This window comes from Cognatishimia sp. (genome assembly GCF_049116455.1).
In the GTDB taxonomy this organism is placed as follows: Bacteria; Pseudomonadota; Alphaproteobacteria; order Rhodobacterales; family Rhodobacteraceae; genus Cognatishimia.
In genome coordinates this window covers 51,521-77,681 of sequence record NZ_JAGDYW010000007.1, presented here as the reverse complement: position 1 = coordinate 77,681, position 26,161 = coordinate 51,521, and the positions used below count along the sequence as shown (strand labels likewise).

Below are 26,161 nucleotides of genomic sequence, written 5' to 3'. Positions count from 1 at the left end.
TTAATGCCGAAACAGGCCAAACCACGTGCTGAATTCCTCCAGCCAGTGATGGATCATGCTTGGGGCGGCGACGGACAGAATGAACATGCCAACCGCGATCAACATAGAGGCGGCGACAAAGAAGACAGGCAATTGAGGCATCATACGGTTCGCCAGACCCATGCCCAGGTTCAAGATCACACCCATTACAAAAAAAGGCGCGGCAATCGAGACACCAATATAAAGGCTTTTGCTACCGGCATGGACCATTTGCTTGGCCAGATCCCCGGCAAAGATCACACCGGGCGGAAACACCACATAGCTTTCCATCATGCCACGCAGAATGATGTGATGTGTGTCGGTGATAAAGATCAGCGCGACCGTGCCAATCAACAGAATAGATGCCACCAAGGTGGCCCCTTCAAACGAACCCAACGACGGGCCAAAGGCATTGGCAAGCCCGCTCACCTGCCCCACTTGGTAACCGGCGAAATCCATGGCCGACAGCAATACCCGCGCAGAAAGTCCGATCCAAAGACCAACGGTAATTTCAGCGGCTAATAGAATGAACATGGCCGACGGCGTGTTAGGTGCGGCGCCGACCACAGGCACGATTGGATATAGCGCAAGACACAGAACCAGTGCAAAGGACAGCCGAGCACGCATCGGAATTTGCGCTTCACCAAAACCCGGTAGGAACATCATCGCGCTGCCGATCCGCCCGACCACCAAAACGTAGCCAAAGATCAGCGTTGAAATATAGGAGTTCAGCTCCATCCCTACCCGCCGATCGTCGCCACGGTTTTCAAAGAGGCCTTGCGATGCACTTCATTGTGCGAAATCACCTGAGTCATTGGGCTGACGCGTTCAAGGATCGAACGCACATAAGGGCGGCTGTCTGGTGCAACCAACAAAGCGGGCCATTGATCGCTAGCCGCGAATTGCTGGATTTCACGACGCACGGCCAAGACAAATTCCTGCACACGCTGCGGGGACATGATGAAATTCGTTTCATCCCCAGCCTTTGAAATTGCGTTGTGCATTTCGGTTTCCCAAGTCTGCCCAAGGGTCACAACGGGCACATAGCCGTTGTCATCCACCAGACCTTGGCAGATCTGTTTACTCAACTGCGCGCGCACATGTTCGACAATGATCTGTACGTTTTTAGTGGTGCCAGAGGCCTCGGCCACCGCCTCGATGATCTTAGGCAAATTTCGGATCGACACGCGCTCGCTCATCAGGGCCTGCAGAACATGCTGCATCAATACCATCGGCGCGTTGTTTGAGATTTCAGTCAGCAGCTTCTGATAATCTTTGCTTTGCCCCTGCACCAGCTCTTGCGTGGCCGCATAGGTCAAAAGTTCAGGCATATGTTCTTTGATGATCTCAGTCAGATGGGTGGTGACCACGCTTTCTGGGTCCACGACCGTCATCCCGCGCGCCTCGGCTTGCGACGCCCGGCTTTGATCCACCCAAACTGCATTCAGGCCAAAGGTTGGCTCGCGTGTGCGTTCACCCGGAATATCAATATCGTCGCCCGAGGGTTCAATCACCATCATCGCACCCGGACGCAATTCGCCCCGTGCCGTTTCCACACCATGGATCGAGATCGCGTAGCTCATCGCGGGCAGCGTCAGATCATCTTTGATCCGCACCGGCGGGATCACAAAGCCATAGTCTTTGATGAAGAGGCTGCGCAGGCTTTTCACCTTGCCCGGCAAAGCCGCATCCGCAGAGTTGATAAGCGGCACCAAGGCGCTACCCAGATCCAGACGCAGATCATCTAGCTTCAGCATGTCTTTGATCGGATCAACCGGTGTATCACCCTGCTCTGCTTTGGCCAATTCAGCCGCCGCTACGCGTGCCGCTTCTTCTTTCAGCTGCCCCTGCATGACATAGCCCAAAACGGCCATGCCTGAGGCCAGCACTGCAAAGACAAGGAACGGGAAGCCCGGCATAAAGCCCACAGCGAAACACAAGGCCGACGCCATATAAAGCGCCCGTGGGAAATTGCCCAATTGGCTCATTACAGCCTCGTTGGCCGCACCCTTTGTACCGCCTTTGGTCACCAAGAGGCCCGCGGACAAAGACACCACCAGCGCCGGAATTTGCGTGACCAAACCGTCACCGATGGTCAGAACGGTGTAGTTATTGGCAGACTGCCCAATGGTCAGACCATGGCTGACAACCCCAATCAGAATGCCACCCACCACGTTGATCAATGTGATGATCAATCCGGCAACCGCATCCCCGCGTACAAACTTAGAAGCACCATCCATCGCGCCAAAGAAGGCGCTTTCATCTTCCAACACACGGCGACGTTCCCTCGCTTCGTTTTCATCGATCATGCCCGCACCCAGATCAGCATCAATCGCCATCTGCTTGCCTGGCATCGCGTCCAAGCTAAACCGAGCTGCAACCTCGGCGATACGGGTGGAACCCTTTGTAATCACGATAAAATTGATGATCACAAGGATCGAAAAAATCACGATCCCGATGATGAAGTCGCCGCCAACAATGAAACGGCTAAACCCTTCAATCACACTGCCCGCAGCATCAGTACCCGTATGGCCCTGACTAAGAATAAGCCGGGTCGAGCTGACATTCAGCGCGAGCCTGAGCATGGTCACAACCAGCAAAAGGGTCGGGAAAGAGTTGAAATCCAGAGGAGTCGGGATCCACAGCGCTACCATCAGGATCAGCACTGCCAAGGACAGCGAAATCGCCAACCCGAAATCCAGCAAAATTGGCGGCAGCGGCACAAAGAGCATGCCCAAAATCATCACAACACCCAGCGCAAAAACGACGTCACGGTTCGCCAGAACCTGTGCGAAGCCGCCTACTGGAGTTTGATTTTCTGTGTCAGTCGCGCTCATTTAGGCCTCAGAAAAATGCTTCGTATTGCGGCAATATCGGCCGAATAGGGGCGTTGGAATAAATCGAATACCCGCCGCTTTCCGAACTGCTCCAGAACACCGGCGGCGGTGGGGCTGGAGGGATCACAACCTCGGCAACTTCAACCGGCACAAAGGACCGCGCCAATGCAGTCAGGCGTTGAATGTCGCGCCCGACAACCTGCCGGTTGCGCCCAAGGGAATCCAAATAGCGGCGCTGGTGTTTTTCAGTGGCGGAGTGATATCGGCCCGCGGCCTTATCCCAAGCACCGGTCTCATGAAACAGGCTCACCAGGAACCGCGCGGCATAGTCGACGTTCATAAAGGGATCAAAGGCTGCATCTTGATGCGGGAACTGTTCACCATGCCAACGCAGGTTGATTTGCATGCAACCCACATCAATGCTGTTGATGCCCTGTGCTTGCTTTTCGCGCACCCAATCCTGCGCGGCTTCGCGCGTAGGAAAAAATGCACCTTCCCCATTGGCATTGACCGTCCATGGCCAGACCGCCAAACCTGCAGGCCCGTTCCGCCCCGCTTCTTGAATGCCGATGGCCAGCAACAAATGCCCCGGAATATCGTAGCGTTGTTCCGCATCCAAAATCGCAGCCACACATTGCGCGCCCGTCGTTGGGCGATCAATCAGCGCGCTATTCTTGGTATCTGGCAAGGATTGTTCCACCGCTTTCGGAGAGGTGAAAAGACTGCCAAACAAATCAGCCTGCACGCTTGTCGCCGCAACACACACCGCAATGACATATGCCAAGAGCGGGCCCCGCATCTTAAAAGCCCCCCGACACGATCAGATCAAATACCTGATTGGACAGCTTGGTGAGCGTGCTGAAAATAAACGGTAGCGTCAGCGCCAAAAGCGCAAAGATCGCTACGATCTTAGGCACAAAAGTCAGAGTCATTTCCTGAATTTGCGTCAGCGCTTGAATGAAGGAAATCACCAGGCCCACGATCAAAGCGCCTGCCAAAATCGGAGCACTCGCCAGCAGAATTGTAGTGAGCGTCAGCCGGATGACCTCGTATGCCCCTGCGCTATCCATCAGATCGGCATGCGCATAACGTCTTGATAAGCCTCCACCAGCTTATCGCGTACCGCAACGGATACACGCACTGTGCTTTCCATGGTCATAGTCGCTTCGACCACTTGCTGAATGCCCGCTTTACCGGTCAGGCCCTGGGTCGCGATTTCATCGCCTTGGCGCACGTTTTCCACGGACTGAGACGCCGCATTGCGCAGCATGTCACCGAAGGATTCAGTCTTTTCGGTGCCTTCTGATACCTGAACCGGAGAATTCAGACCTTTGGCATCGCCATAGGCCCCTTGAATAGCCGCTTGAGACCGGATCGAAGAAAAATCACTCATGGCTCATTCCTATTCTAACATATCAATCAGGCGGTTACGCATCGCCCGCGCGTTTTCCAGCATGGTCAGGTTGGCCTCATAGGACCGGCTGGCTTCCCGCATATTGCTCATCTCAATCAACGGGTTCACGTTAGGCATTTTCACATAACCCGTCTCATCCGCTGCAGGGTGCGAGGGTTCATAGCGCACCGTGAAATCGGTCATGTCGCGCTCGATATCAGCGATCTCAACGTGGGATACACCGGTTGAATCATCCAGTAATTCACCAAAGCTGACGACCTTTCGGCGGTAAGGATCCCCGCCCGGTGTTTCCGCAGTTGAATTGGCGTTGGCGACGTTTTCAGACACCACGCGCATCCGCTCACTCTGCGCGCGCAATCCGCTGGTTGCCACTTTCCCGATAAGGCTAAGACTGTCCATAAGCCGCCCCCTTACCCAGAAACCGCACGGATCATATCATGCGCTTTCCGATAAAGATTGGCCGCGATCTTATACTGCCCCGATGTGGCATTGGCCTCTAGGATCTGCTCTTCCAGAACAACGTTGTTGCCTGTCAGATCCTGATTCCAAGTCGCCTCGCTTTCAAACACACTGGCATCCGGCGCTTCGGCTTGTCCTGTCGCCACTTCCAGATAGGCATCAAAGCTTTCGACCTCTTTCGCGCGGTAACCAGCGGTATCGGCATTGGCGATATTCTCGGAAACCACTTTCTGACGGTCCGAAAGCCACTTCAGCCGCTGCGACGCAAGCTCAAAGATATTTGGCGTTTCGATATTCATCATGGACTCCTGCGGATTTATTGTTGATTATAGCAAGTATAACAAAGATTAAAACAGGGTTTATTCTTGTGTCCAAGGTTTTTTTAGACCTGAAAGCCACAATCGCCTCATTGGAAGCCATGCAAATCATGGGCCGCGTGCAGTCGATTGTTGGCATGTCCCTGACCGTTGCGGGGCTTCAACGCGCGGTTGGCATTGGCGCACGTTGCGTTGTGAAAGGCGTTAAAGGCCCTGTTATGGCTGAGGTCGTCGGTGCCGATGAAAAAGGCCTGCGCCTCTTGCCATTTGGATCATGGGACGGCGTTGCCGTCGGCGATCCGGTGGAATTGGTGCAACACGACGAAGGCATCTGCCCGGATGACAGCTGGATTGGTACTGTGGTCGACGGGCTTGGCCGCCCGCTTGGTGATGCGCCTCGGTTTAAGAAAGGCCGAAATCGATCGTCTGGCCGCAATGGGCCTCCTCCGGCCTTTGGTCGTCGCCGCGTTGGGCAAAAACTGCAGACCCAGATCAAATGCATAGATGTGTTCACCCCGCTTTGTCAGGGGCAGCGCATGGGCGTTTTCGCAGGCTCGGGCGTGGGAAAATCCACCCTGATGGCGATGCTTGCACGCAATACAAATGCCGAAGTCATAGTCATTGGCCTCGTTGGGGAACGCGGCCGCGAGGTGCAGGAGTTCATCCAAGAAGACCTCGGCCCTGAGGGAATGGCACGCGCAGTTGTGGTTGTTGCGACCGGAGATGAGGCCCCTTTGTTGCGCCGCCAAGCGGCTTTCACAGCAACCACGGTTGCTGAACATTTCAGATCTGAAGGCAAACAGGTTCTTCTGATGCTGGATTCCGTCACCCGCTTTGCAATGGCGCAACGTGAAATTGGCCTGTCCAGCGGCGAGCCGCCCACCACCAAAGGCTATCCGCCTACTGTTTTCTCTGAGTTGCCGCATCTATTGGAACGCGCAGGGCCCGGCCGTGATGGCGAGGGCGACATTACCGCGATTTACACTGTCTTGGTGGATGGCGACGATATGAATGAACCCATCGCCGACGCTATCCGCGGCATTGTGGACGGACATTTAGTACTAGATCGCAGCATTGCCGAAAAGAACCGTTACCCAGCGATCAATATCCAACGCTCGATTTCGCGTATGCTGCCCGCCTGTCATACGGACGAAGAATATAAAATCATGCACGAGGCCCGGCGTGCCTTGGCGAAATACGCCGATATGGAGGATTTGATCCGCGTAGGCGCCTACAAGCCCGGTACAGATCCCGAAATCGATGCCTCTGCGGTGTTTTTCAAGGTTGCTGATGCGTTTTTGGCCCAGCGAAAGGCCGAAAAAATGACCTCGGACCAAGCCTTTGCTGAGATCTTTCGCATGCTTTTAGAAGCCGGCATCGACGTGCCTATCGATCTCAGTGCCACCGCATGAAAAAGCCGGCCACCCATAGGGCAGCCGACCATGGCTCCTTCAAAGGAGAATACCAAATCAATCGTTACGAAAAGCCTTTGAAAGAACTTATCGATGCATCCGATTGAATTAACGGAACAGAGACAGCAAAGACTGTGGCTGACCGTTCGCGATAGACAGAGACTGGGTCGCCAGCTGTTGCTGAACCTGCAGCGCCTGCATACGTGCGGCTTCTTCTTCCATATCAGCGTCAACCATCGCAGACACACCTTGATCGATGGTATCTGTCAATGCGCCAAGGAATTCCTGCTGACCTTCCAGAGTTTTCTCAGCGACACCCAAAGATGTTGCCGCGGAAACCGCGTTGCCCAGCTGAGTTTCTGCAGTTTGCAGGTCAGTTGTGGTCACAGCGGAGGAAATATCAACCGCGTCCAGCGCAGTATGGATTGCACGCAGATCAACCTGATCGAAATCGAAAGTTGTAGTGGTGAACGTACCGCCAGAACGGGTCACACCCGTAACGACAGTTTCAGTCGCAGTGCCTTCAACAAGGTTTTCACCGTTGAAAGTCGACTGTTCGATCGCGGCATCAATTTGACCAACCAGACCGTCAAGCTCGGCTTGAATGTCAGCCAGGTTTGCGTCCGGAGTGTTTTGTGCAAACGCAACACGCTCTGCAAATTCACCAGCCAGGTCTTTAACAGTTTCAGCACCCAAACGAGCGGTAGAAACGGAGTTTTTCGATGATGTAAGACCCTCATTAACGGCCTTCAACATGCTGCTATCACCTTTCATGGTCTCGGAAATAGCAAAATATGCAGCGTTATCTTTACCAGAGCTTACCTGTAAACCAGTAGAGACACGGCCTTGAGTTTCATTAAGACCTTTGTTGACAGACTTCAGAGTCTGCAAGGCGGTCATTGCGGAACTATTCGTGAGAATGGACGACATTTAATGCTCTCCTCATTTCTCGGGATTATTTTGACAGTCTTCTGACTGAATTGGTTTGTTAACCGAGTTTTAAAATATCGCGGCGAGGGTTAAAGCGCGTTTAATCTTCTGTGTTCATTTCTGGGCAGATTAGGGCGGAAATAGGGCGCGCACGCCACATTTCAGACATAATGTATTTCAATAAAAACAACGCTTTAGATGTGAGTTTGGCAAACCAGAACTCACACGGTGCCAAATAGGGCAAACAATCCACGATCGCTTGAACCAAATAAGAAAAATCGGCCACCTTTCGGAAGCCGATTTCTTAAACTTTTTAACAGAATCAAACGCTTTGATTCTGATTAAGGGACCGGAACCCGGCCCCTCAACTAATGTATTACCGGAACAGAGACATAATGTTCTGCGGAGCCTGGTTCGCAATCGACAAGGACTGCGTCGCCAGCTGCTGCTGAACCTGATAGGCCTGCAGACGTGCCGCTTCTTCTTCCATGTTCGCGTCAACCATCGCTGATACACCGGAATCCAGTGTGTCGGTCAAAGCATCAAGGAAAGACTGCTGACCTTCGATGGTCTTTTCAGCAACACCCAAAGATGTGGCAGCTGTCACAGAGGCCGCGAGCTGTGTTTCCGCAGTCGTCAAGTCAGTCTGTAGAAGAGCAGGCGTAGTAGAAGTGGTCAAATCAACTGCAGCAAGTGCAGTGTGAATTGCGCGCAAATCAACCTGATCATAGCTCACAGTTGTCGTTGCGAAGGTACCGCCATCACGGCTTACACCAGTTACGACTGTCTCGGTCGCGGTGCCCTCAACCAGGTTTTCACCATTAAAGGTCGCTTGGTTAATGGCCGCATCAATCCGGTTTACCAGACCGTCGAGCTCTTCTTGAATATCTGCCAGGCCTTCAGAACCAGCGTTCTGCGCAAAAGCGACACGCTCTGCGAACTGACCAGCCAGGTCTTTTACGGTTTCCGCACCCAGACGCGCTGTACCAAGGGAGTTCTTCGTGGCAGTCAGGCCTTCGTTGATGGCCTTGATCATACCGCTGTCACCCTTCATGGTTTCAGAGATAGCGAAGTATGCCGCGTTGTCTTTACCAGAGCCAATTTGCAAACCAGTGGAAATACGGCCTTGGGTTTCGTTCAAGCTCTTGTTCACCATGTTCAGGGTGGACAGAGCAACCATTGCGGAGCTGTTAGTGAGAATGGACGACATTTAATGCTCTCCTCATTTCTCGAGATTATAAACAGTCTTCTGACTGAATTGGCTTTGCGCCATGCCACACAATATACATGGCGTGGTTAAAAGGTGGTTCATGTTTTCACACTTTAGCCAAATTTTCGCCTTAAAATTCTCTATCGATCGTCATTTTGGTCACAGTCGAATCGCCGACCTTTTTGCCAGACTTTCCATAGAGCCCATTCAGGCTATGTCTTTGTGTTGCCTTTTCAATTTCGCGCGCAACGGATCCGGCAGCTCCGGCCATACGAGACAGCAAAGTGCTGTTCTCTGTCACGGCGACCCGAAGGTCTTCCAGAAGCTCCGGCAAACGGCGCGCGAGGGCCGCATCTTTTTTGATAAATGGCTCAACCAAAGGGCGCTTGAGTTCGAGCCACTTTAGCAATCCAGATTTCTCTTCGTATTTGTCGCTGACCACATCCAAGTTGCCCGCGTTGATCGCCTCAATTTCACTGCGCAACAGGGCAACGGCCTCTTTGATTTTTTCCGCAAAGGCATCGATGTTTTGCAAATCCATGGGTGATGGATCATCCGCCGCACCAGTGCGCGATTGCTTGCGTTCGCTCATTCGAAATTGACGTGTCGCAATCATCTCTCTCAGCCCTTCTTATACGCGGCCATCATCTGTTGAACATTTTGAGCGAGCCCCAGCCCGCCCTGTTCAACCAAACTTTTTGATAAGGCTTCCGACATAAAGGACCGCCACATTTGGCCGTCATTTTCACCTGTGCCCATGTCGACGGTCTTCATCATTTCATCGACAAATTGGGTGAGAAAAACCGTTTCAAATTCTTTGGCAGAAGCGACTTCACCAGCGTTCAGCGCCCCTTTTTGTTGCGCCATCTGCGCCTTGGCCTGCGCCAAAGAGGTTGTCAGCGAAACATCGACCATCAGATGATCTCCAGATCTGCATGCAAAGCGCCAGATGACTTGATCGCCTGAAGAATAGAAATCGTCTGGCGGGCCCCCACCCCGATGGCATTCAACCCATCCACCAGATCTTGCAGACTGACGTCCGCGTCCAGAATAGTGAACTTGCTATCCTTTTCTTCGACATCAAGTTCGGTGTCTGGAATCACAACCGTTGTGCCACCAATTGAAATCGGCTGCGGTTGTGACACGTTAAAGCGTTCACGTACCTTAACTGTCAGCCCACCTTGGCTGATCGCCACTTGGCCAATCCGCACGTTGGACCCAATCACAATGGTCCCGGATTTTTCATCGATCACGACACGCGCCACGCTGTCTGGCTGCACCTCAAGATTTTCAATAACAGAAACAAACTCAGCGACATTTGCCTTATCTTGGATTTGAATCTCGATAGTTCCAGGGTCCAAGACCTCAGCAAACTGAGCGCCAAGCTCCATATTCACAACGTCCCGCACGCGGGTTGCTGTCGTGAAATCAGGCGTGCGTAAGGCCACGCGAAAGCTTTCAAGTTCGCGCAAGCTAAACGGCACTTCTCGTTCGATGATCGCCCCATTATCAATGCGCGCAATGGTCGGCACACCCTCAGTGATCGTTGCGGCATTGCCTTCGGCTCGAAAGCCCGAAACCGCAACCGCGCCTTGCGCAACGGCGTAAACTTCACCATCCGCTCCGGCCAGGGGCGTCACCAATAGGGTGCCCCCGCGCAAACTTGATGCATCACCTAGGGAGGAAACTGTCACATCAATCGGCGCGCCGCGTCGGCCGAAGGGTGGAAGTTTTGCGGTCACCATGACGGCAGCTGTGTTTTTGGTTTTCAACAGATTGGCGTCAATATTGGCAACGCCCAATCGCTCCAGCATGCCGCGCATGGATTCCCGCGTGAATGGGCTATTGGCCAGCTTATCCCCCGTGCCCAAGAGACCCACAACCAGCCCGTAGCCGATCAAATGGTTCTCGCGCACGCCCTCAAAGCTCGCGATGTCCTTAATTCGAACATCCGCCCTGGCATCATTCACCCAAACCACAACGCAAATCAGCGTCAGAAGATAAAGGGTTGCTGCTCTTAAGCGCTTGGAAAGAGTTTGGTACTGCTCCATAGGTCCTTCCTATATACCCACTCCAAGGATTAAAGAATTATCCTTAATTAGTCTAGTATTAATCCAACTTTAATTCTTATATCAAAGCTTTAACCAAAAATTAATCTTCGTTATTTTTCTTTTTTGTTGTTGAAAGCCAGATTTATCCTTGCTAGCGATAAAGGACAAACAAGAATAAGTGGAACGGAGGTCGCCATGCGCGCCTATGTATTCGAGCCACGCGAGAAACGTCGAGCATCCCTTCAAGCAGAGCTTGAGAACGTTGGCTTGCAACCGCTCTTTGTTGGTGAAGAGTTCTTTGAAACAGGCCTCGCGCCGCTGTCGCAACCCGGCAGTGAACATCGCGCGATCCTGATTGGTGAATCTGCAGACACACATCGGCAGATCCGAGCGGTGCGGGCATCCGGGTGTGACAACCCATTGATTGTATTGCGAGATTTCAGGAACTCCACAGATACAGCGGCAGCGCTGGATCGTGGGGCAGATGATGTCATCGTCAGCCCGATCAAAGGATCCGAAGTATTCTCGCGTATCAATTCCATTGTACGACGCTTCCACGGCCATGCGGCTGAAAGCGTCAGCGTGGGTGAAGTCACAGCCTATTTCGACGGGCGCGACCCGATCGTTTCAGGCGCGCGGATCAGACTGTCCAAACGCGAACATTCGATTTTCCAACACTTGGCGTTGAATTCCAACAAGGTGATTTCGAAAAACGCGATCTATGATGCGGTCTACGGGATGAGCGCTGATCAACCTTTTGACAAGGTGATCGACGTCTACATCTGCAAACTGCGCAAAAAGATTGCTGCAGCCTCTTCAAGCGGTGCGCAATATATCGAAACCATCCACGGGCGAGGCTACAAGCTTAGCGCGCCAGAGGAAGAAGATATCCAGACGCTGGAACCGCTGCGCGCAGCGATGCCCATCGAAGCCCGGATTTAATCTGAATCTCCCCAAGAAAAAGCCCCGCGATCTCAACCGATCGCGGGGCTTTTCATTTTGCAGAAACGGCGCCTCTAACGCCCAATTCTAGCGATACCAATCCAAGATCGTGAGGCCTGAAAGGCGTGAAGACACGCTATAGCTAGCCTGCAATTGGGTCTCCAAGCTGCTCATTTCGGTCGCAACTTCGTATGGATCGATGTTTTCATAGGTGCCGATTTGCTTGCGCTGCACCATGGAAATATCCTCAAGCCGTTCTTTTGCCTTATCAACCACCTGCTGGTTGAAACCCAAATTTGACGATGTCGAAAGCATGCCCTGCGTACCACTCGCCAGAGCCTCTACCGCACCATCCATCCAGTCACGATAAGTGTCTTCATCCGCGATGTCTTGGATGTCGACAGAAGCCAAAATCGCAAGACCTTTGATCACATCACGAAACGCCTGATCGTTGGCTTGCACGCCATATACCAGCTGTTGATCATGGTCGATGCGGCCCGCAATACGATCGTTCGGAGCCCCCAATCCATCCAGCTCTGGCGTGCCATTGTAAAAGCTTTCTTCGAAATTATAGCCTGCCGTTGCATGCGTGCCGTCAAAGACCTGATCAATTTCCGCCAGCATCGTAGCAGCATCACCCGTTGTCGCAGGCCCGCCTCCAACAATGGCCGCCATAATCGCCTCAGGCGACAGGCCAGTTGTTGTATCTGCGGTATCCCAGCGGTTCAACGCAGCTGCATTACTGGTGGTGCCTGAAAACAAGAATTCGCCGTTGAAGCTGATGTTCAGCGTACCTGTTAAGGTTTCCAAAGCCGCACGCGCCTGCGCCTGAATGGCAAAGGCACCAGTGCTGGCACTTTCCTTATTCACAATCGCGGCTTGCAAGACCTCTTCAACCGGGTCTCGCACAGTTTCAATCGCGCTCAACATGGCCTCAAGCTTGTTTTCCAGAACGTTGTTGGCATCCAGATAGGACTGCGTGTTTTCCTCACGCGCCCGCATGGTGATCGCAACACCAGCCCGCGGCCCCAAATCGCCAAACATGTCCGCTCGACGGCCGGTCGAAAGCTCTTGCCCCGCCCGTTGCAGCGCCAGCGTGTTTTCAGAGACACTGCTGCGCATATAATAATTGATCTGATAGGTCGAAATCCGAGTTGAAAGCCAGCTCATGTCAGACCTCCCTTAAACCGCTGCCAAAAGCGTATCCAGCATCTCTGCCACCGCTGTCAGCATCTTGGAATTGGCTGCAAAACTTTGCTCGATCATCATCAGCTTCTGCATCTCTTCATCGATGTTCACGCCTTCAACGTTTTTCCGAGAAGATTGAATGACCTCGGCAGCAGACCGCGCCGCATTAAAACTTTTCTCCGCGCGAGACGTAGCTGTCCCCTGCGCAGTGACCATCTCCGATCCATAATCAAAAAGGCTGATCGAAGCGTTGATACCCGTTCCGGCGTCCGCATTCATAGGGTCATGAATTCCGTCAATGAACGCCTGAATCTGAGTTGTATCAGACGCAGGCCCCTGCGACGTGGCCCCAAGGCCGTCTCGCACCAACCAAGCCGAACCGCCAGATCCGGAATTCACCGCATCATTTACGCGCAACCGCGAGGCCAGACCGTCAAGATTAAGTGGATCAAAGGCAAAGCCGTTGTCGGTGAACAGACCCGCCTGCCCGGCCGCCAAGGACGCGTCTGCATTCTCAAATGTCTGAATCAACCCGCGCGCATATTCATCAAGTTGCAGCTGGAACTCTGGTAGGATTTCACGCTTTAGCTCGGCAAATCCTGCCAGGCTGCCGTACTCCATACCGCGCACGCCCGCGACACCGGGCGTGATTTCTTGGGTGCCAGCAAAAAACGTCCCATCACCAGCGTTATAGGTTACGTCTTGAACCTGATCGCCTTCGAGCAAGGCCGCGCCACCGGTGGTATAGACATTCACCCAACCATCAGAAGTGCGCGATACGCGAATATCCGTAATTCCGGACACTTTATCCAGCACCTGAGCGACCTGATCATCATAAGCTGCAGCCTCTAATGATCCCGGCTCAAAATCCCGGATACGCAGATTGTGATCTCTGAGCTCATAAAGCAGATCGTTCAGATCAGAGACCTCATAACGGATCTCCATGTCCACATCCGCGCGCACACCCGCCAAGCGATCGCTTGCGTCGCGGATCGACATCGCCAGATCTTCAGCTGCAAATACCACGCCCTGCTGCGCTGCTGTCGACGACGGCATGTTCACCAAGGTCGTCAAAGAGGAATTAAACGCACCAAATTTTTCACCCGGCGACGTACCGTCCCCCGGCTGGCCAAGGAACAGAGTATAATCCCGAAGACCTTCGTGGATCGCCTGTTGCTGCGCCATTTTGGAGTTTTCGGTGCGCGACATGCGCACGAGCGCTGCGTCCACCTCGCGGCGCACTTCTGAAATCAAAGCGCCGCCAGTGCCCACCGATGTGCTGACGACCAAGGCGCTGCGACGCGCATAGCCTTCTGTCATCGCATTCGCGACGTTGCCCGCGGTCACACGAGACAAGCCTTGGTTTACAGCAAGTCCCGATGCTGCGGCTGATAATGCGCCTGACAGGCTCATCTAAACAGCCCCTTCCTTACCCGATTAACGTTTCAACCGGGTGGTTTCATCCATCATGTCATCAACAGTTGTGATCACTTTGGCGTTGGTTGAGAACGCGCGCTGAACCCGGATCAAATCCGTCATTTCCTGCGCGATATCGACGTTGGATCCCTCAAGTGCGCCCGAGTTGATAGACCCGGTTGACCCGGAATTTGCTTGCTGTGCGAAGAATCCACCGGTTTCCGCGGTCAGGCTATAAGCGTTGCCTTTTTCTTCAATCAGACCGTTGGGATTGTCCACGACGCCCACTGGAATTTCATAAAGCGCGCGCCGCATGCCGTTGTCAAAGACGCCGTACAATGTGCCCGCCTCATCAATTTCCGTCCGTATCAATTCACCAACGCTGGAACCATCACGTTCAAAGGATTGTGAAAAGTCACCAGCAAATTGCGTGACGCCATTAAAGCTACCCGGCTCACCCAAATCGATTGTAATCGTTTGCGGCGTAGTGCCATTGTTCAAGGTAATTGTTGCCTGACCTGTTGCTGTATCAAAGGCAAAAGCTGAGGGCGCTGTCGCGACAGACGCTGCCCCTGAATATGCTGACGGTGAACCCGCAAGGGCACCAGAGTCATTAAAATCAACGGTCACGCTGCCCAGATCCGTTCCTTCATGATCCGCCATTGTCACGGTCCATTGATTTTCCGTCGCGGTTGGCTGCCAGCTGAAGGAAATCCGTTGTGTTTCACCAAGACCCGTAAAGAGCTCTGAAGATGTTTCAAACGGCGCACCCGGAGTGGCAAGACCAGTGTCTTGTGCAGGTAAGTTACCCAATATTGACATCTCGGAGGTCTGCGCCGCGGATAGGGTCACATTGCCGATGTTTACTGTTTCCATCGAGCCGAATGAACTGCGATCCACTGTGCCCAGATTGCCAGTGGCATCGTAAGGAAACCCAGAAAGATAGAACCCTGCAGCATTCCGCAAATTGCCGTCTTCATCAGGTAGGAATGATCCCGCGCGCGTCAGGTGATAATTGGTTTGAACCGTTTCATTCGGGTTGGCAGAAACAATAAAAAATCCATTGCCGCCAATTGCTAGGTCCGTGGCCGAAGTGGTTGAGATCAAGCCGCCCGCGCGGTTGATGTCCAACTGGTCCTCCGCGACGACCGATAGGACGCCATTCCCAGTCCCGCCACCTGCAGTGGTCGTGACCATATGCGCGAACCCCCGTCGATAGCCGACAGTGTTCGCATTCGCGATGTTTTCAGAAATACCGCCAACAGCGGTAGAGTTCGCTTGAAGACCGCTGACTCCGGTCTGCAATGCACTGGAAATTGACATATCGGTCGCCTCAATTTTTTATTTATTGTTAGTCTTATCCTGCAACCTACAAGATTAAATTTTAAGGAGAGTTAAAGAATAGCCAATTTTATTAATTGATATTCAATTTTATCCTTTGTTTCAGCTAAATACAAAGAACAGCTCATCTTAAAGATCAGACATTTTCATATTTTCCAAAGATTTCTGCAGCCGATGAATGCGTTGATCAGCCCCGTCTTTGGTGAGAGGCATCAACGAAGGTGGCTCGCTTTGAAAACTCTGCGCAAGGTTCATCCAACCCTCAGACTGCGTGAGATTTGGGAAATAGTTGATGATGCGTACGGTCACGTCCGCTCGACCTGCGCGATGAGCAGCAATCAGCAGATAGGTGGCATCATCGGCATCAAAATGACCTGGGAATTCGCTCCAGAGCCGATCATAAAACACAATCGCTTCAGTCCAATCCTTTTTGGCCCAGAGGGCCTGCGCCAAGTTGCGCAAATTCACTGGGGACGGTTTGCTGACATGCGTGCGCAACAAAGCCTCACTATCGCCGAGCTTCGCATAAACACTGGCCCGCAGCCGGTTCACATCTTCGCGCTTCATGGCATCGCTGCTGCCATCCATCGACATCAGCAAGAATTTAGCTTCTTCCAATTGGCCGCCCCGCTCTAGGGCGCGCACCTTCTTCAGACGGACAGAAAACTCCCGATCCAGATCAGCCTTTTCCGGATAATGCACCCGCAGATCCCGCAGCAAATCCAATGTGCGCTGGTATTCTTCTGCGGCCATGCTGGTGCCGCCATTGTCGTAAAGGTAATCGCCAACCCGCTCCACAAATCCCGGGAAGGCATCGTAGTACCTAAAGGCCGGAACCAATTGATAATGAAGCGAAAGCCAGGTGGCCAAAGACAGATCACCCGCCTCGCCCGCATCATAAACGGCTTTTAATTCCACCGAAGCCTGCACCTCAGCCTCTTCTGCTGCGGCTGTGCCAGGAAAGCGCAGCATAATGGTGCCGTAAGTTTTAAGCGCTTCGACATCATCTTGGTTTTTCACCAACACTTCCGCCAAAGTCCGCATCAGCTGGACCTCAAGGAAATCCCCTTTCCACGAGTCCTTACCGTGCTCAAGAACATCCCGCGCTGCCAAGAGCGCCCCGCGCCCACCATCGCGCAATGCCATCTCACTCAAAGACAGGCGCGCCCGCGCTGCGTAGCGATCCCAACCTTTTGCAGCTTCAAAATAGGCCGCCAGAGCCGAAGACTGATTGCCCCGCATCTGCTGTGCCCGTCCGCGCAGGAAATACCCCATCGGCGCATCTGTCAGATCAGGAAATTCATTCAACAAGCGCAGCGCCTGTGTCGCATGCACGTCTGCCCCGATTTCAACCATCGCCTCGGTTAAGATTGGCAAAATGGTATGCGCCACGGGCCGCGTCTGGTGCATCAGCCCCAAAAGCCCCGCCTCCAGATTGTCTGCCAAAAGACGCGCATCGCCGCTCGCGATCCCCTGCAACGCCGCCCAAAAAGAGCGATCCACGCGTGTTGATGCAAACAAGGGGGAGGTTTCGAAATCTTCAACGGGATAACCATCGAGCAAGGATTGCGCGTGCCGCAGTGCTTGCAACCGGCTTTCCAATTGCGGCTCGATGCCCTCAAATCCGCCCAAAACTGACCCCGCCTCATAGACCATCATCTGGCCCATATAAATTTCAGCGATATCCATCATCACAGCCTTACCTTCGACCCCATGGGTCTTGGACAAAGCATCAATTTGCGCGGTCAGGTTTTCGTAAAAGCGCTCTTCTGGCCACCGCCTTAAATCAAGGTCAAACAGCGTTTGAACCCCGGTGCGCGGTGCCAGGATTTCTTCTTTCTTTTCAATCTTTGTGGCCGGAGCCTCAATGACCTCTTCTTTGGGTGCAGAAGCAGCGGAAAGGGCCGTCGCGGAAACGGACCCCATCAAGCCAAGCAAAACTCTGCGCCAGATCGCATTCATGAATTCTTAACTATCCTTGCGAATTTGCAAATACATCTTGTTTTAATCTTTATATTGATGGATAGTTTAACAAGCAATAACCAAGGTTATTCTGTGTTCGCCAGATTTGTTCTTGTTGCAAATCTCAATCCGGGGGGAAGGCATGGGCACCACGAATTACGTATCCCTGTCATTGGCCACCGCGCTGGAGCGGAGCATAGACCTTGCCGCCCACAATATGGCGAACGCCTCAACAGCAGGCTACAAGGCTCAGCATCCCTTGATGGAAGCGGTTGATCCTTCTAATTCCGGCGACAGCACCCAGGCCGTGAACTACGTCAAAGAAAAGGGCATTTTCGTTGACATGTCACAGGGCACGATGGTGCCAACTGGCAACCCATTGGATGTGGCGGTCACCGGTGAATTCTTTCTAGGCTTTGAGGCTCCGGGTGGCGAAACCGCCTATGGTCGCGATGGCCGCCTGACAATTGATACCGACGGTCAGCTGGTTACGATGGGCGGCTCTCCGGTGGTGGATATCAGCGGTGCCCCAATCACCGTTCCAACAGAATCTGGCACCTCGGTCACCATCGCACTAGACGGCACGATCACCGATCAGGATGGCGGTACAATTGGCCGAATTGGCCTGTTTAGTGTCGATAATCCAAATCTTCTTGCCCCCATCGGCAACGGCATGTTCCTCGCAGGCGGAGCAAACGCGGAACAAACCGAAGAAGGCAGTATCTCGCAAGGATACATCGAACAATCCAACGTCCAGCCGGTGGTCGAAATGATCAACCTGATGGATATCCAACGCGCCTACGAACGCGCGGTGAAACTAATGAACGACGAAAACGATCTGACCAAACAAGCCATTCAAAGGCTGGGGCGGGTCGTCTGATCTGACCGCAACCACGCGGTCAGTGATTGAGCAGGAGCAAAGAGCATGAAGGCTTTAGGCATCGCAGCCACAGGCATGTTGGCGCAGCAAACCAATGTTGACGTCATCGCCAACAACATCGCCAACGCCAATACCACCGGCTTTAAGTCGGGACGCGCCGCGTTTCAGGATCTGATCTATCAGACCATGGTCGAAGAAGGCGCGCTGACCTCCTCTGAAGGCACTGCCCGACCTGTGGGTCTGAATGTTGGACTAGGTGTACAGGGTGCCGGCATGGTGCGGCTGAACACACAGGGTGGCCTCATCCAAACGGAAAACCCGCTTGATCTGGCCATCGAAGGTCGCGGGTATTTTGTGGTGAACCGCCCGGACGGATCTTTGGCCTATTCGCGCGCAGGCAACTTCAACCTGTCGGCAGAAGGCACGATCGTCAATCTGGATGGTTATGAAATCGACCCGGGCGTCACGGTTCCAGATGGCACCCGCCGCATCGAAATCAATTCCGAAGGAATGGTGTCCGCCTATTTAGAGAATGAAAACACCCCAACAGAACTTGGCCAATTGACGCTGGCCACCTTCCTGAACGATGCAGGTCTTAAACCAATCGGCAACAACCTATTGGAAGAAACCAGCGCCTCGGGTGAAGCCACCACTGTCACCCCCGGAGATCCGGGTGTGGGTGTGATCCGCCAAGGAAGTTTGGAAAACTCCAACGTGAACATCATTCAGCAGATTACCGATCTGATCCAAGCGCAGCGCGCCTACGAAATGAACTCTAAGTCCATCGAAACCGCGGATCAGATGCTGCAAACTGCCAATCAGATCAAATAAGCCATGACACGCTGGCTCCATAAGCTCCTGATGGCCGCTGCACTGGCCATCTTGCCGATGACGGCAGCTGCCGTGCCGACCACTGATCTTGTATCAGAACGCGCCGAGCAGGAATATGGCCCGGCCATGCCCAACAATGGCAGCTTCGCGATCCGAGTGGCCCAAGGCACCCCCGCAGATGGCGAGTTCATCAATGAATTTTGGATCGATCAGAACACCGGCCAATTTATTGCCAATCTGATCACCGATCGCGGTGAAATTCGCCGCATTCAGGGCCTTGCGATCCTAAGCGTGCCGGTGCCGGTCGTGACGCGCCGCGTTATGCCCGAAGAAATTCTGACCGAACATGACATTCAAATGATCGACATGCCATGGGCGCGTGTGCATGCCTTTGCCATCACAGAATTTGACAATCTGAACGGCATGCAAGTGCGCAGGATGTTGTCTCCGGGGCGTCCAATCCATCGCCAATCCGTGATCCCGCCCGTTGTTGTTTCGCGCGGAGATCGCGTGACCATCCACCTGAAATACGGCCCGCTGCAACTGACTGCAGCCGGCAAAGCCATTAGCGACGCGCACCTCGGACAAGAGCTGCGGGTTGTGAACCTAGCGAGCAATAAAACAATCACCGCCGTCGCCAAGGCTGACGGCACCGTGGAGGCACTGTTTTGACCCTATCCACCAAAGCAAACCGTTCAAAGAAACGGGTTTTGGGACTGATCCTGATCACCGCCGGGCTGGCGGTTGCAGGCTGCACACAAAACTACAAAGAAACCCGCAACCCGCAGTTCAGCGAGATGGACCCGCAATTGGTTCCCGAAGTGAACCGCGTCAGTGTCCCGTTGCCCCGGTCCGAACCAAACCGACGCCCAAAACGGGCCGAGGCCTCCAGCCTCTGGACCAGCGGCACCAGTAGTTTCTTTGACGACCAACGCGCCCAACAGGTCGGAGACATCCTGACCGTCGTCATCAACATCAAAGATGATGCTCAACTGCGCAATCAGTCTGAGCGCTCTCGATCTGGAACACAAAATCTGAACAGTCCAGAATTCTTAGGCTACGGCGGGCGGATTAACGAAGTTCTCCCCGGCATCGGTGCAGATGATCTGCCTACCGGTGGCAACATCATCGATCTGGGTAATACCTCTGCCTCAGCTGGCGCAGGCTCGATCCGTCGAAATGAGGCCATCAACCTGCGGGTCGCTGCCCTGATTATCAAAGAACTGCCCAACGGTAACTTCGTCGTCGCAGGGCGCCAAGAAGTCAAAGTGAACTCCGAGCTGCGCGAGCTGCGCGTCGCGGGCATTATCCGTCCAGAAGACATCGATACGGCAAACACCATCAACTACGATAAGATCGCCGAGGCGCGCATCACTTATGGTGGTCGCGGCCAGATTTCCGTGGTGCAGCAGCCGCGTTACGGCGAAGACTTCTTGGATGTAATTCTGCCTTATTAGAGCCTTATGAAGAAACTAATCATCATATTGCTGGGCCCCCTTTTGCTGGGGCCCACAGGCTATTTTCTTGGCAAGATGATGGCGCCCGACCCCGTCGAGGCTGCCGCCATGGCAGAGGAAAATGAAGCAGGTATTGTTGCGGCAACGCCTGAGGAAATCCTGTATAAAATGCCGCTTGGCAAGTTCACCATTCAGGTCCTGCAGCCGCGCAGCGTGTTGCATATCCTGCTAGATTTGGATGTCTATATTGCAGGTTCAGGCAACTTTGAGCGCCTCAACGGGCTTGAGGGCCGAAACAGGCTGCGCGACGCCACGGTCACTGTGATCTCGGACATGGCAGAAACCACGCTTTGGCTGGACAAAGGCGAAGAAGAACACATTGATCAGGAACAACTGGCCGAAGACATTGTGCGCAAATTGCACCTGAAATTCCGCTCATTGCGCACGGCGCAAATCAATGAATTCAACACCGCGCGCAGCTTGCGCCAATAGGATTATATCTAGCCCGTGCTGGCAGCTAGAATGCCTTCAGCAGGCACGGTTTCATCACCAAACAGCTTGAAATAATTCTGCCCCTCAGTGAATAGCACCTCTTCCACCAAAGCCTTACGATAAGAGAAATGCTGAACCGCATTATCGTCACCGTCCACTGCGGTGAGCTTCACCGTGTAGTTGCCATCCAGAACTGAATTGCCGTTGTCATCCAGACCATCCCATTCAAGCTTAAGCAGCTTATCGTGCTCTTTTGGCAAATCAGTAAGCGTGCGCACCACTGTATCGGTCAACGGATCGCGAATTTCGGCGGTCACAGACGCTGTACCCTCGGGTAGCTGGTAATAGCTATCAACGTTTCCACTATCCAATGTGACTTGCGTAGAACTGATCGTCACCTCACGACCAATTAAGTCTGACCCACTTGCGGACAGCAAAGATGTCATCTGTGCGCCCAGATCTGTCAAATTGGTGTTGGTTTGAACGGCCTGTTCCACCTGACTCAGCTGCGCCAGCTGTGACACAAACTGGGTGGCATCCATCGGCTGCAACGGGTCTTGATACTGAACCTGCGCGGTCAAAAGTGTTAGAAACCGCGTATAATCTTCGCCCAGCTGGGACAGTGAATTGCTGCCCCCTGTGGCCGAGGTCCCGCCTGATGTAATTGGTGCAAGTCCCATGGTTCCTACCTTATGTTGTCAGATCCAATTGGCCATTGCCAATGGTCTGAGTGTCCTCGGTATCAGAAAGTTCCAAGCTCGTACCGTTGCCAGCTTCATCCTCAAAACCACCTGCTGAGGCAGCGTTCTCGCTAAATTCCTGTCCCTGATCAGAGCCGAATTCCTGAAAGTCCAAAGTGCCTTCGCCTGATTGCCCGACGATCTGAGCAAGCAGATCGGTCTCACTGCGCAAGCTGCTTAAAACATGCGCGCTTTCTGCACGCACCACGACTGACAGCGTGCCATCACTATTAGTTTTCATCTCGACTTCAACTTGGCCAAGACCACGTGGATTTAGTGCAACCTTCGTAGTGCCTTCTTTGAACTCAAAAGAGCGCAATTGCCCCACAACAGCCTGCGTGAATTTCGCTTGCGGCGTATCTGGCCGCGCCTGTTGCGCAGCTTCAACCGACTTTGCGTCGATACTCAATTCAGGTGTCGACTGAACCAGGCTGACCGCCTCTTGCGGCACGATTTGGATCATCTCGCGTGGCAGATCGATCGCGCCGGGGTTCATTGGGTTTAACTGTGCTGGCGGCGTACCAACTTGAATCGATGGAGTTGAAGTCGCCTTGTTGGCTCCGAAGCGTGTCAGCGGCACAGTGAAATCTGTCTTCTCGCCCGCCTCCGCATCAAAAGGTCCAGCATCTGTCGTCAATGCAGCCGACGTAACAAAGCCAGGCTGTGGTGTGTTTGCGCGTTGCATAACAGATTGTGATGTTTGATTTACAAACACAGTTTTCTGTTCAAGATCCGGTGTCACCACAACCGGATGCATCGCCGCGACAGGACGCGCCAGCTTTTGTACATCACCCAAAACCTGCATAATCGCACCCAGTTGCAGTGCTGGCTGTGAGGTCTTTAGGTTTGGCATCGCTGCACTCAGAGTTTGCTCCAGCTCTTGCAATCCCTGATGTAGGGTCTGCACTCCATTGGCCTGAGGCGGCAGCTCTGAATTTGCCCCATTACTTAATTCTGCCAAAAACGCCTTTGGTATCGCCCCGTCACGCTTTACCGCGACGGTTTGCAATTGCTCAATCGCGCCTGCAAGCTTTTCAATTGCACCTTGGATCTTCTGCGAAAGTTCCGCAGGAACATCCGGCGCATGCGCCAGTTCAGTCAATTGATCCAGAACGCGCGTTATCTGATCCATCAAGGCGGACAATGGCGAAGGCTGATCATCAATCCCCGCCTCGGATAGTAATATGTCGGAGTTGTCAGACGATGGCGCCAGTGGCGCATCAGAAATCAGACCGGCAAAGCTGAACATGTTCGGCGCTGCGGTCTCCGGATCTGCCTGATCGTCCACGGCCCCATTAAGGCCCGAGATCATCGCGGGATCACCGGGCTTTTTTAAGCCCAAAGATAGGAGCAATGGATTCATCGCTGTTTGCATTGGTTTTCACTGCCTCACGAAATCTTCGTCTCGTTAAGGATAAAAGACCACATAAGCAAGAATACGCAAAGACAAATGTGATTAACGCTTGCTTAAAGCTAAACCGCCTCAAGGATGAGGCAGAGCCATTTATTGTAACCGGGATCCGCTTAAACCGCTAAGTTTCAAAGCGGCTGCTTGCCCGGATGCGGCCAGATGGACCAGATCTTTTGCCTTACCCGAGACATCCGGAGTGACAGAATACTGCCCCTGCGTCATGTCCAGAATGATATGGCCAAGGATTTCGCCAAGCTTTTGACCTGACATATCTTGTGATCGAGAAAAATCCTTCGGCATGACCAAGATCAGCGCACCATACGGTACATCGATCCCCATTTCTTCTGACAGCACATCCCCAAGGCTGGCGCCGTCTAAAATCTCGGTTTCTTCCATGACAGCGATTGGGCGCTTCATCTCGGCGTCAGACGCCAATGTAATGACTTGCACATCCATCAGAGACTCCAAGAGACCCGCCAGAGGCGATCCTTGTAGGCTCTCGCCTTCGGAAAGATCGCCACCCCAGATTTGCGCGATTAGACCGTTGCGTTCCACTATATATTCCCCCACGACATATTTTTTGTCCTGATAACTCAACTTAACGTTAATCACCTGAAAGGAGAATTATTGCTTTGTAAAAGGTTCACACTCACCCTGAGGTCGCAATTTAGTGTCAGATTGAGAAATTAGAGAGACTCTAAGTTGTAACAAAAACTTAACTTTCGCCAATTCATTCAACAAATCTTATGAACTAGGCAGATTTGGGGGGCATTTAAAAGTTATCCACAAGCCCTAGTGTGACCACCCAAGAAAAATGCACCCTGCAATTGACCTGTGGATATTTACAATTCAATCCTTGACAGAGCATTAACTAACGGTGTTTTGCGCTAACTCAGCAAATGTTGCATGCCCTGCGTGTCGATTGTTAATTTATAGCCAGCTGCACGCACCGTGCTCACAGCAATATGATCGCCGAACACCGCTGTTAGCTTTTTGCGGATATTGGCCACATGCACATCGAATTTCCGATCGCCATAATCCCATGGTCGCTGGTCAATTGCGAAACTCAGAACATCCCGGCTGACAATATCACCGCTATGGCTGATCAACACATGCGCAATCTGCGCCTCAGCAGAAGTCAGCCCAGCATGATGCGCAATATACGCACCTGAATCCCAACTATCCGCATCCCGCAGAATTTCCAGGCCTTCAGGCGTGTCCAATAGGCCAATACGAGTTCGCAATCGAGCGGCCAAAACTCGCAATGAAAACGGGGTGCGCACTGCATCATCAGCGCCCGCCAATAGTGCCTCGATTTCATTGGAATCTGTTTCCGACGGAACCAACGCAATAACAAAAGGCGCGCCGGCGGCCTTCAACTCTGAAATCACCCTACTCTGATCAGGGACGCGGCCCAACACAATCACTTGCGGCCAATCACTGCCCCTTGTGACTTTTAACAAGTCATCAGGATTTTCCAAGATTTCTGCAGATTGCCCACAGATCACTTGAAACAAATGACGCACAGACAATGCCGAACTCGCATCACCATCAACTATCAATGCATATTGCGCTGTGTCAGCCATGTGCCCCAAATTCGCTCGAATCGCTGTCTTTGAATTGACCACAATAAGCAATTTAGCAGGCAATTGTTCAAGTTTTATGTGTTGGATATCAATTGATATCCAAGAAGTTCTCTTGCCGACATCCAAGAACAACGAAAGGATTCTTTAACCAATAAAATTTATTCTCGCCAAATTTTTGGCAATTTCTTAACCCAAAGAATAATAGTCTTTGAGTCGAGGCGACAGAATGCGCCCGTCAATCCTTCAGAATGGAGTAGCAGCTATGGCAGGAACCCTCGGGTCCGCAGCCGACATGCGCGTTGCGCTTGTGGCCGTTGCATCAATTGATCGCCTCAAATCCCTCAAGATGCGCGATCATCATCTTCAAGAAATCCTGAACTCTGCGGCAAACGTGCTGCAAAAATCCAGTGAGAACGCTGCACAGACATCAATGCGCCAGGACGTTAATCAACCCAGGCGACTACATTGAATCTATTCTTGCACCCAAAGAAGAGCTGGAACTCTACTTGGCGCAACTGAATGAACAAATCGTCTCAACCCCAAGTTTTATTGAGGTTTTTCGATCACGATTCCGTAAGGACAAGCGCAGTAATTCTTGACGGAAATGTAACAGAATGCTTATAAATCGCCCCGAGACAGGCACCCGTAACCATGGCAGAAAAAAATAACATGGATAATCACAAGAAACAAAATGCTGACGCAGTTGCGACCGTTGTCGCGGCTTTTGCGCAGCGCTCGGACGTCACATCCGACCAGATCGTCGAGCTCACAGCGCGGCTTCTTCCAGTATTCAACGGCGCGCCAGCGCCCGTGCGTACCGAAACAGCCCCGATTCAACCCGCCCAAAAAACCGCATCCATCGTTCCCGCCATCCCGTTGGATCAGGCCGTGACCGATGAAAAGGTTTACTGTCTTTGCTGCGGCAAAGGCTTCACAATGCTGAAACGCCACTTGAAGGCGGAGCATGGATTAACCGAAGAAGAATACCGCCAAATGTTTGGCCTTGAGGATAGCTTCCCACTGGTCGCGCCCAAGTATTCTGAACGTAAAGCCGCCTACGCAAAACAGGCTGGTCTGGGCAAATACAACCGCGATGCCGCGGAAAAAGAAGGCCTGGAAGCGCGCTAATCTAAAGCGCGCCACAGGCATTGCCTTATTCTTTGCCACAATTAAGCCACATTTGCGCCTTTCTGAGGTCGCTCTTTGCCGCGATAGGTTGACCGACCCAACGTGCGCAGAAGCCAGCGTTGAGAATAAGCCGGACAAA

General features: G+C 52.8%; 29 protein-coding genes. 9 read left to right on the top strand and 20 right to left on the bottom strand.

Features of this window, described 5'->3' with window-relative positions; genetic code table 11:
- From JXQ85_RS16285 to JXQ85_RS16255, 7 genes are read right to left on the bottom strand one after another with little or no spacing between them, the layout of a single operon-like run.
- Complete coding sequence (locus JXQ85_RS16285; protein WP_421750025.1) at positions 1–756, bottom strand: flagellar biosynthetic protein FliR; 756 nt, start codon at positions 754–756, stop codon at positions 1–3.
- Positions 757–758: 2 nt separating this feature from the next.
- Complete coding sequence (gene flhA, locus JXQ85_RS16280; RefSeq protein WP_421750024.1) at positions 759–2,855, bottom strand: flagellar biosynthesis protein FlhA; 2,097 nt, start codon at positions 2,853–2,855, stop codon at positions 759–761.
- A 7-nt stretch (positions 2,856–2,862) separates the two neighbouring features.
- The gene (locus JXQ85_RS16275) at positions 2,863–3,654 is read right to left on the bottom strand and encodes a lytic transglycosylase domain-containing protein (RefSeq protein WP_421750023.1); all 792 of its coding nucleotides are present in this window, start codon (positions 3,652–3,654) and stop codon (positions 2,863–2,865) included.
- A 1-nt stretch (position 3,655) separates the two neighbouring features.
- The gene (gene fliQ, locus JXQ85_RS16270) at positions 3,656–3,925 is read right to left on the bottom strand and encodes a flagellar biosynthesis protein FliQ (protein ID WP_421750022.1); all 270 of its coding nucleotides are present in this window, start codon (positions 3,923–3,925) and stop codon (positions 3,656–3,658) included.
- Entirely contained in the window at positions 3,925–4,248 is a 324-nt protein-coding gene (locus JXQ85_RS16265) for a flagellar hook-basal body complex protein FliE (RefSeq protein WP_421750021.1), read from the bottom strand. Before JXQ85_RS16265 ends, fliQ begins: the two co-directional genes overlap by 1 nt.
- 9 nt (positions 4,249–4,257) lie before the next feature.
- Positions 4,258–4,668: a flagellar basal body rod protein FlgC gene (gene flgC / locus JXQ85_RS16260; RefSeq protein ID WP_421750020.1), complete on the bottom strand. Its 411-nt coding sequence runs from the start codon at positions 4,666–4,668 to the stop codon at positions 4,258–4,260.
- Between the two features lie 11 nt (positions 4,669–4,679).
- Positions 4,680–5,027 (bottom strand): flagellar basal body protein, encoded by a 348-nt coding sequence (locus JXQ85_RS16255; RefSeq protein ID WP_421750019.1) that lies wholly within the window; start codon positions 5,025–5,027, stop codon positions 4,680–4,682.
- A gap of 68 nt (positions 5,028–5,095) precedes the next feature.
- On the opposite strand from JXQ85_RS16255, the gene JXQ85_RS16250 reads away from it, so the two are divergent.
- Entirely contained in the window at positions 5,096–6,457 is a 1,362-nt protein-coding gene (locus tag JXQ85_RS16250) for a FliI/YscN family ATPase (RefSeq protein WP_421750018.1), read from the top strand.
- Between the two features lie 108 nt (positions 6,458–6,565).
- Here the strand turns inward: JXQ85_RS16250 and JXQ85_RS16245 are convergent, their stop codons facing one another.
- The 5 genes from JXQ85_RS16245 to JXQ85_RS16225 form a co-directional block, all read right to left on the bottom strand.
- Entirely contained in the window at positions 6,566–7,387 is an 822-nt protein-coding gene (locus JXQ85_RS16245; RefSeq protein WP_421750017.1) for a flagellin, read from the bottom strand.
- 376 nt (positions 7,388–7,763) lie between these two features.
- Complete coding sequence (locus JXQ85_RS16240) at positions 7,764–8,597, bottom strand: flagellin (RefSeq protein ID WP_421750016.1); 834 nt, start codon at positions 8,595–8,597, stop codon at positions 7,764–7,766.
- A 130-nt stretch (positions 8,598–8,727) separates the two neighbouring features.
- Positions 8,728–9,213 carry a flagellar biosynthesis protein FlgI gene (locus JXQ85_RS16235; RefSeq protein ID WP_421750015.1) on the bottom strand — a complete coding sequence of 162 codons (486 nt, stop codon included), beginning with the start codon at positions 9,211–9,213 and terminating at the stop codon, positions 8,728–8,730.
- Positions 9,214–9,218: 5 nt separating this feature from the next.
- The gene (locus tag JXQ85_RS16230) at positions 9,219–9,485 is read right to left on the bottom strand and encodes a hypothetical protein (RefSeq protein WP_421750014.1); all 267 of its coding nucleotides are present in this window, start codon (positions 9,483–9,485) and stop codon (positions 9,219–9,221) included.
- Positions 9,486–9,511: 26 nt separating this feature from the next.
- The gene (locus JXQ85_RS16225; protein WP_421750013.1) at positions 9,512–10,648 is read right to left on the bottom strand and encodes a flagellar basal body P-ring protein FlgI; all 1,137 of its coding nucleotides are present in this window, start codon (positions 10,646–10,648) and stop codon (positions 9,512–9,514) included.
- Between the two features lie 195 nt (positions 10,649–10,843).
- On the opposite strand from JXQ85_RS16225, the gene JXQ85_RS16220 reads away from it, so the two are divergent.
- Entirely contained in the window at positions 10,844–11,590 is a 747-nt protein-coding gene (locus JXQ85_RS16220) for a winged helix-turn-helix domain-containing protein (RefSeq protein ID WP_421750012.1), read from the top strand.
- An 87-nt stretch (positions 11,591–11,677) separates the two neighbouring features.
- On the opposite strand, the gene JXQ85_RS16215 is transcribed toward JXQ85_RS16220, so the two are convergent.
- The 4 genes from JXQ85_RS16215 to JXQ85_RS16200 form a co-directional block, all read right to left on the bottom strand.
- Complete coding sequence (locus tag JXQ85_RS16215) at positions 11,678–12,760, bottom strand: flagellin (protein ID WP_421750011.1); 1,083 nt, start codon at positions 12,758–12,760, stop codon at positions 11,678–11,680.
- Between the two features lie 12 nt (positions 12,761–12,772).
- Positions 12,773–14,191 carry a flagellar hook-associated protein FlgK gene (gene flgK / locus JXQ85_RS16210; protein ID WP_421750010.1) on the bottom strand — a complete coding sequence of 473 codons (1,419 nt, stop codon included), beginning with the start codon at positions 14,189–14,191 and terminating at the stop codon, positions 12,773–12,775.
- A 24-nt stretch (positions 14,192–14,215) separates the two neighbouring features.
- Positions 14,216–15,517, bottom strand: coding sequence for a flagellar hook protein FlgE (locus JXQ85_RS16205; protein ID WP_421750009.1), 1,302 nt, complete (start codon positions 15,515–15,517; stop codon positions 14,216–14,218).
- Between the two features lie 147 nt (positions 15,518–15,664).
- A complete protein-coding gene (locus JXQ85_RS16200; protein WP_421750008.1) occupies positions 15,665–17,497 on the bottom strand; it encodes a tetratricopeptide repeat protein in 1,833 nt (610 codons plus the stop codon).
- 142 nt (positions 17,498–17,639) lie between these two features.
- Here JXQ85_RS16200 and JXQ85_RS16195 point away from each other — a divergent pair, with 142 nt between their 5' ends.
- From JXQ85_RS16195 to JXQ85_RS16175, 5 genes are read left to right on the top strand one after another with little or no spacing between them, the layout of a single operon-like run.
- Positions 17,640–18,377 carry a flagellar hook-basal body complex protein gene (locus JXQ85_RS16195; RefSeq protein WP_421750007.1) on the top strand — a complete coding sequence of 246 codons (738 nt, stop codon included), beginning with the start codon at positions 17,640–17,642 and terminating at the stop codon, positions 18,375–18,377.
- Positions 18,378–18,422: 45 nt separating this feature from the next.
- On the top strand, positions 18,423–19,208 hold the full coding sequence (gene flgG, locus JXQ85_RS16190) for a flagellar basal-body rod protein FlgG (RefSeq protein WP_421750006.1): 786 nt from the start codon (positions 18,423–18,425) through the stop codon (positions 19,206–19,208).
- Positions 19,209–19,211: 3 nt separating this feature from the next.
- Entirely contained in the window at positions 19,212–19,880 is a 669-nt protein-coding gene (gene flgA, locus JXQ85_RS16185) for a flagellar basal body P-ring formation chaperone FlgA (protein ID WP_421750005.1), read from the top strand.
- Positions 19,877–20,665: a flagellar basal body L-ring protein FlgH gene (gene flgH / locus JXQ85_RS16180; RefSeq protein WP_421750004.1), complete on the top strand. Its 789-nt coding sequence runs from the start codon at positions 19,877–19,879 to the stop codon at positions 20,663–20,665. The genes flgA and flgH overlap by 4 nt, the downstream gene beginning before the upstream one ends.
- A 6-nt stretch (positions 20,666–20,671) precedes the next feature.
- A complete protein-coding gene (locus JXQ85_RS16175; RefSeq protein WP_421750003.1) occupies positions 20,672–21,157 on the top strand; it encodes a flagellar biosynthesis protein FlgH in 486 nt (161 codons plus the stop codon).
- A gap of 8 nt (positions 21,158–21,165) precedes the next feature.
- On the opposite strand, the gene JXQ85_RS16170 is transcribed toward JXQ85_RS16175, so the two are convergent.
- The 4 genes from JXQ85_RS16170 to JXQ85_RS16155 all read right to left on the bottom strand — a co-directional run bounded on the left by JXQ85_RS16170 (position 21,166) and on the right by JXQ85_RS16155 (position 24,894).
- Entirely contained in the window at positions 21,166–21,837 is a 672-nt protein-coding gene (locus JXQ85_RS16170; protein ID WP_421750002.1) for a flagellar hook assembly protein FlgD, read from the bottom strand.
- Positions 21,838–21,847: 10 nt separating this feature from the next.
- A complete protein-coding gene (locus tag JXQ85_RS16165; RefSeq protein ID WP_421750001.1) occupies positions 21,848–23,272 on the bottom strand; it encodes a flagellar hook-length control protein FliK in 1,425 nt (474 codons plus the stop codon).
- Positions 23,273–23,401: 129 nt separating this feature from the next.
- A complete protein-coding gene (locus tag JXQ85_RS16160) occupies positions 23,402–23,863 on the bottom strand; it encodes a hypothetical protein (RefSeq protein WP_421750000.1) in 462 nt (153 codons plus the stop codon).
- Positions 23,864–24,195: 332 nt separating this feature from the next.
- Positions 24,196–24,894, bottom strand: a complete 699-nt coding sequence (locus JXQ85_RS16155; protein ID WP_421749999.1) for a response regulator transcription factor — start codon at positions 24,892–24,894, stop codon at positions 24,196–24,198.
- A 262-nt stretch (positions 24,895–25,156) separates the two neighbouring features.
- Between JXQ85_RS16155 and JXQ85_RS16150 the strand changes: the two genes are divergently transcribed.
- Together JXQ85_RS16150 and JXQ85_RS16145 are read left to right on the top strand one after the other, a co-directional pair.
- A complete protein-coding gene (locus JXQ85_RS16150; RefSeq protein WP_421749998.1) occupies positions 25,157–25,363 on the top strand; it encodes a hypothetical protein in 207 nt (68 codons plus the stop codon).
- 182 nt (positions 25,364–25,545) lie between these two features.
- The gene (locus JXQ85_RS16145) at positions 25,546–26,022 is read left to right on the top strand and encodes a MucR family transcriptional regulator (RefSeq protein WP_421749997.1); all 477 of its coding nucleotides are present in this window, start codon (positions 25,546–25,548) and stop codon (positions 26,020–26,022) included.
- The last annotated feature ends 139 nt before the right edge of the window (positions 26,023–26,161 follow it).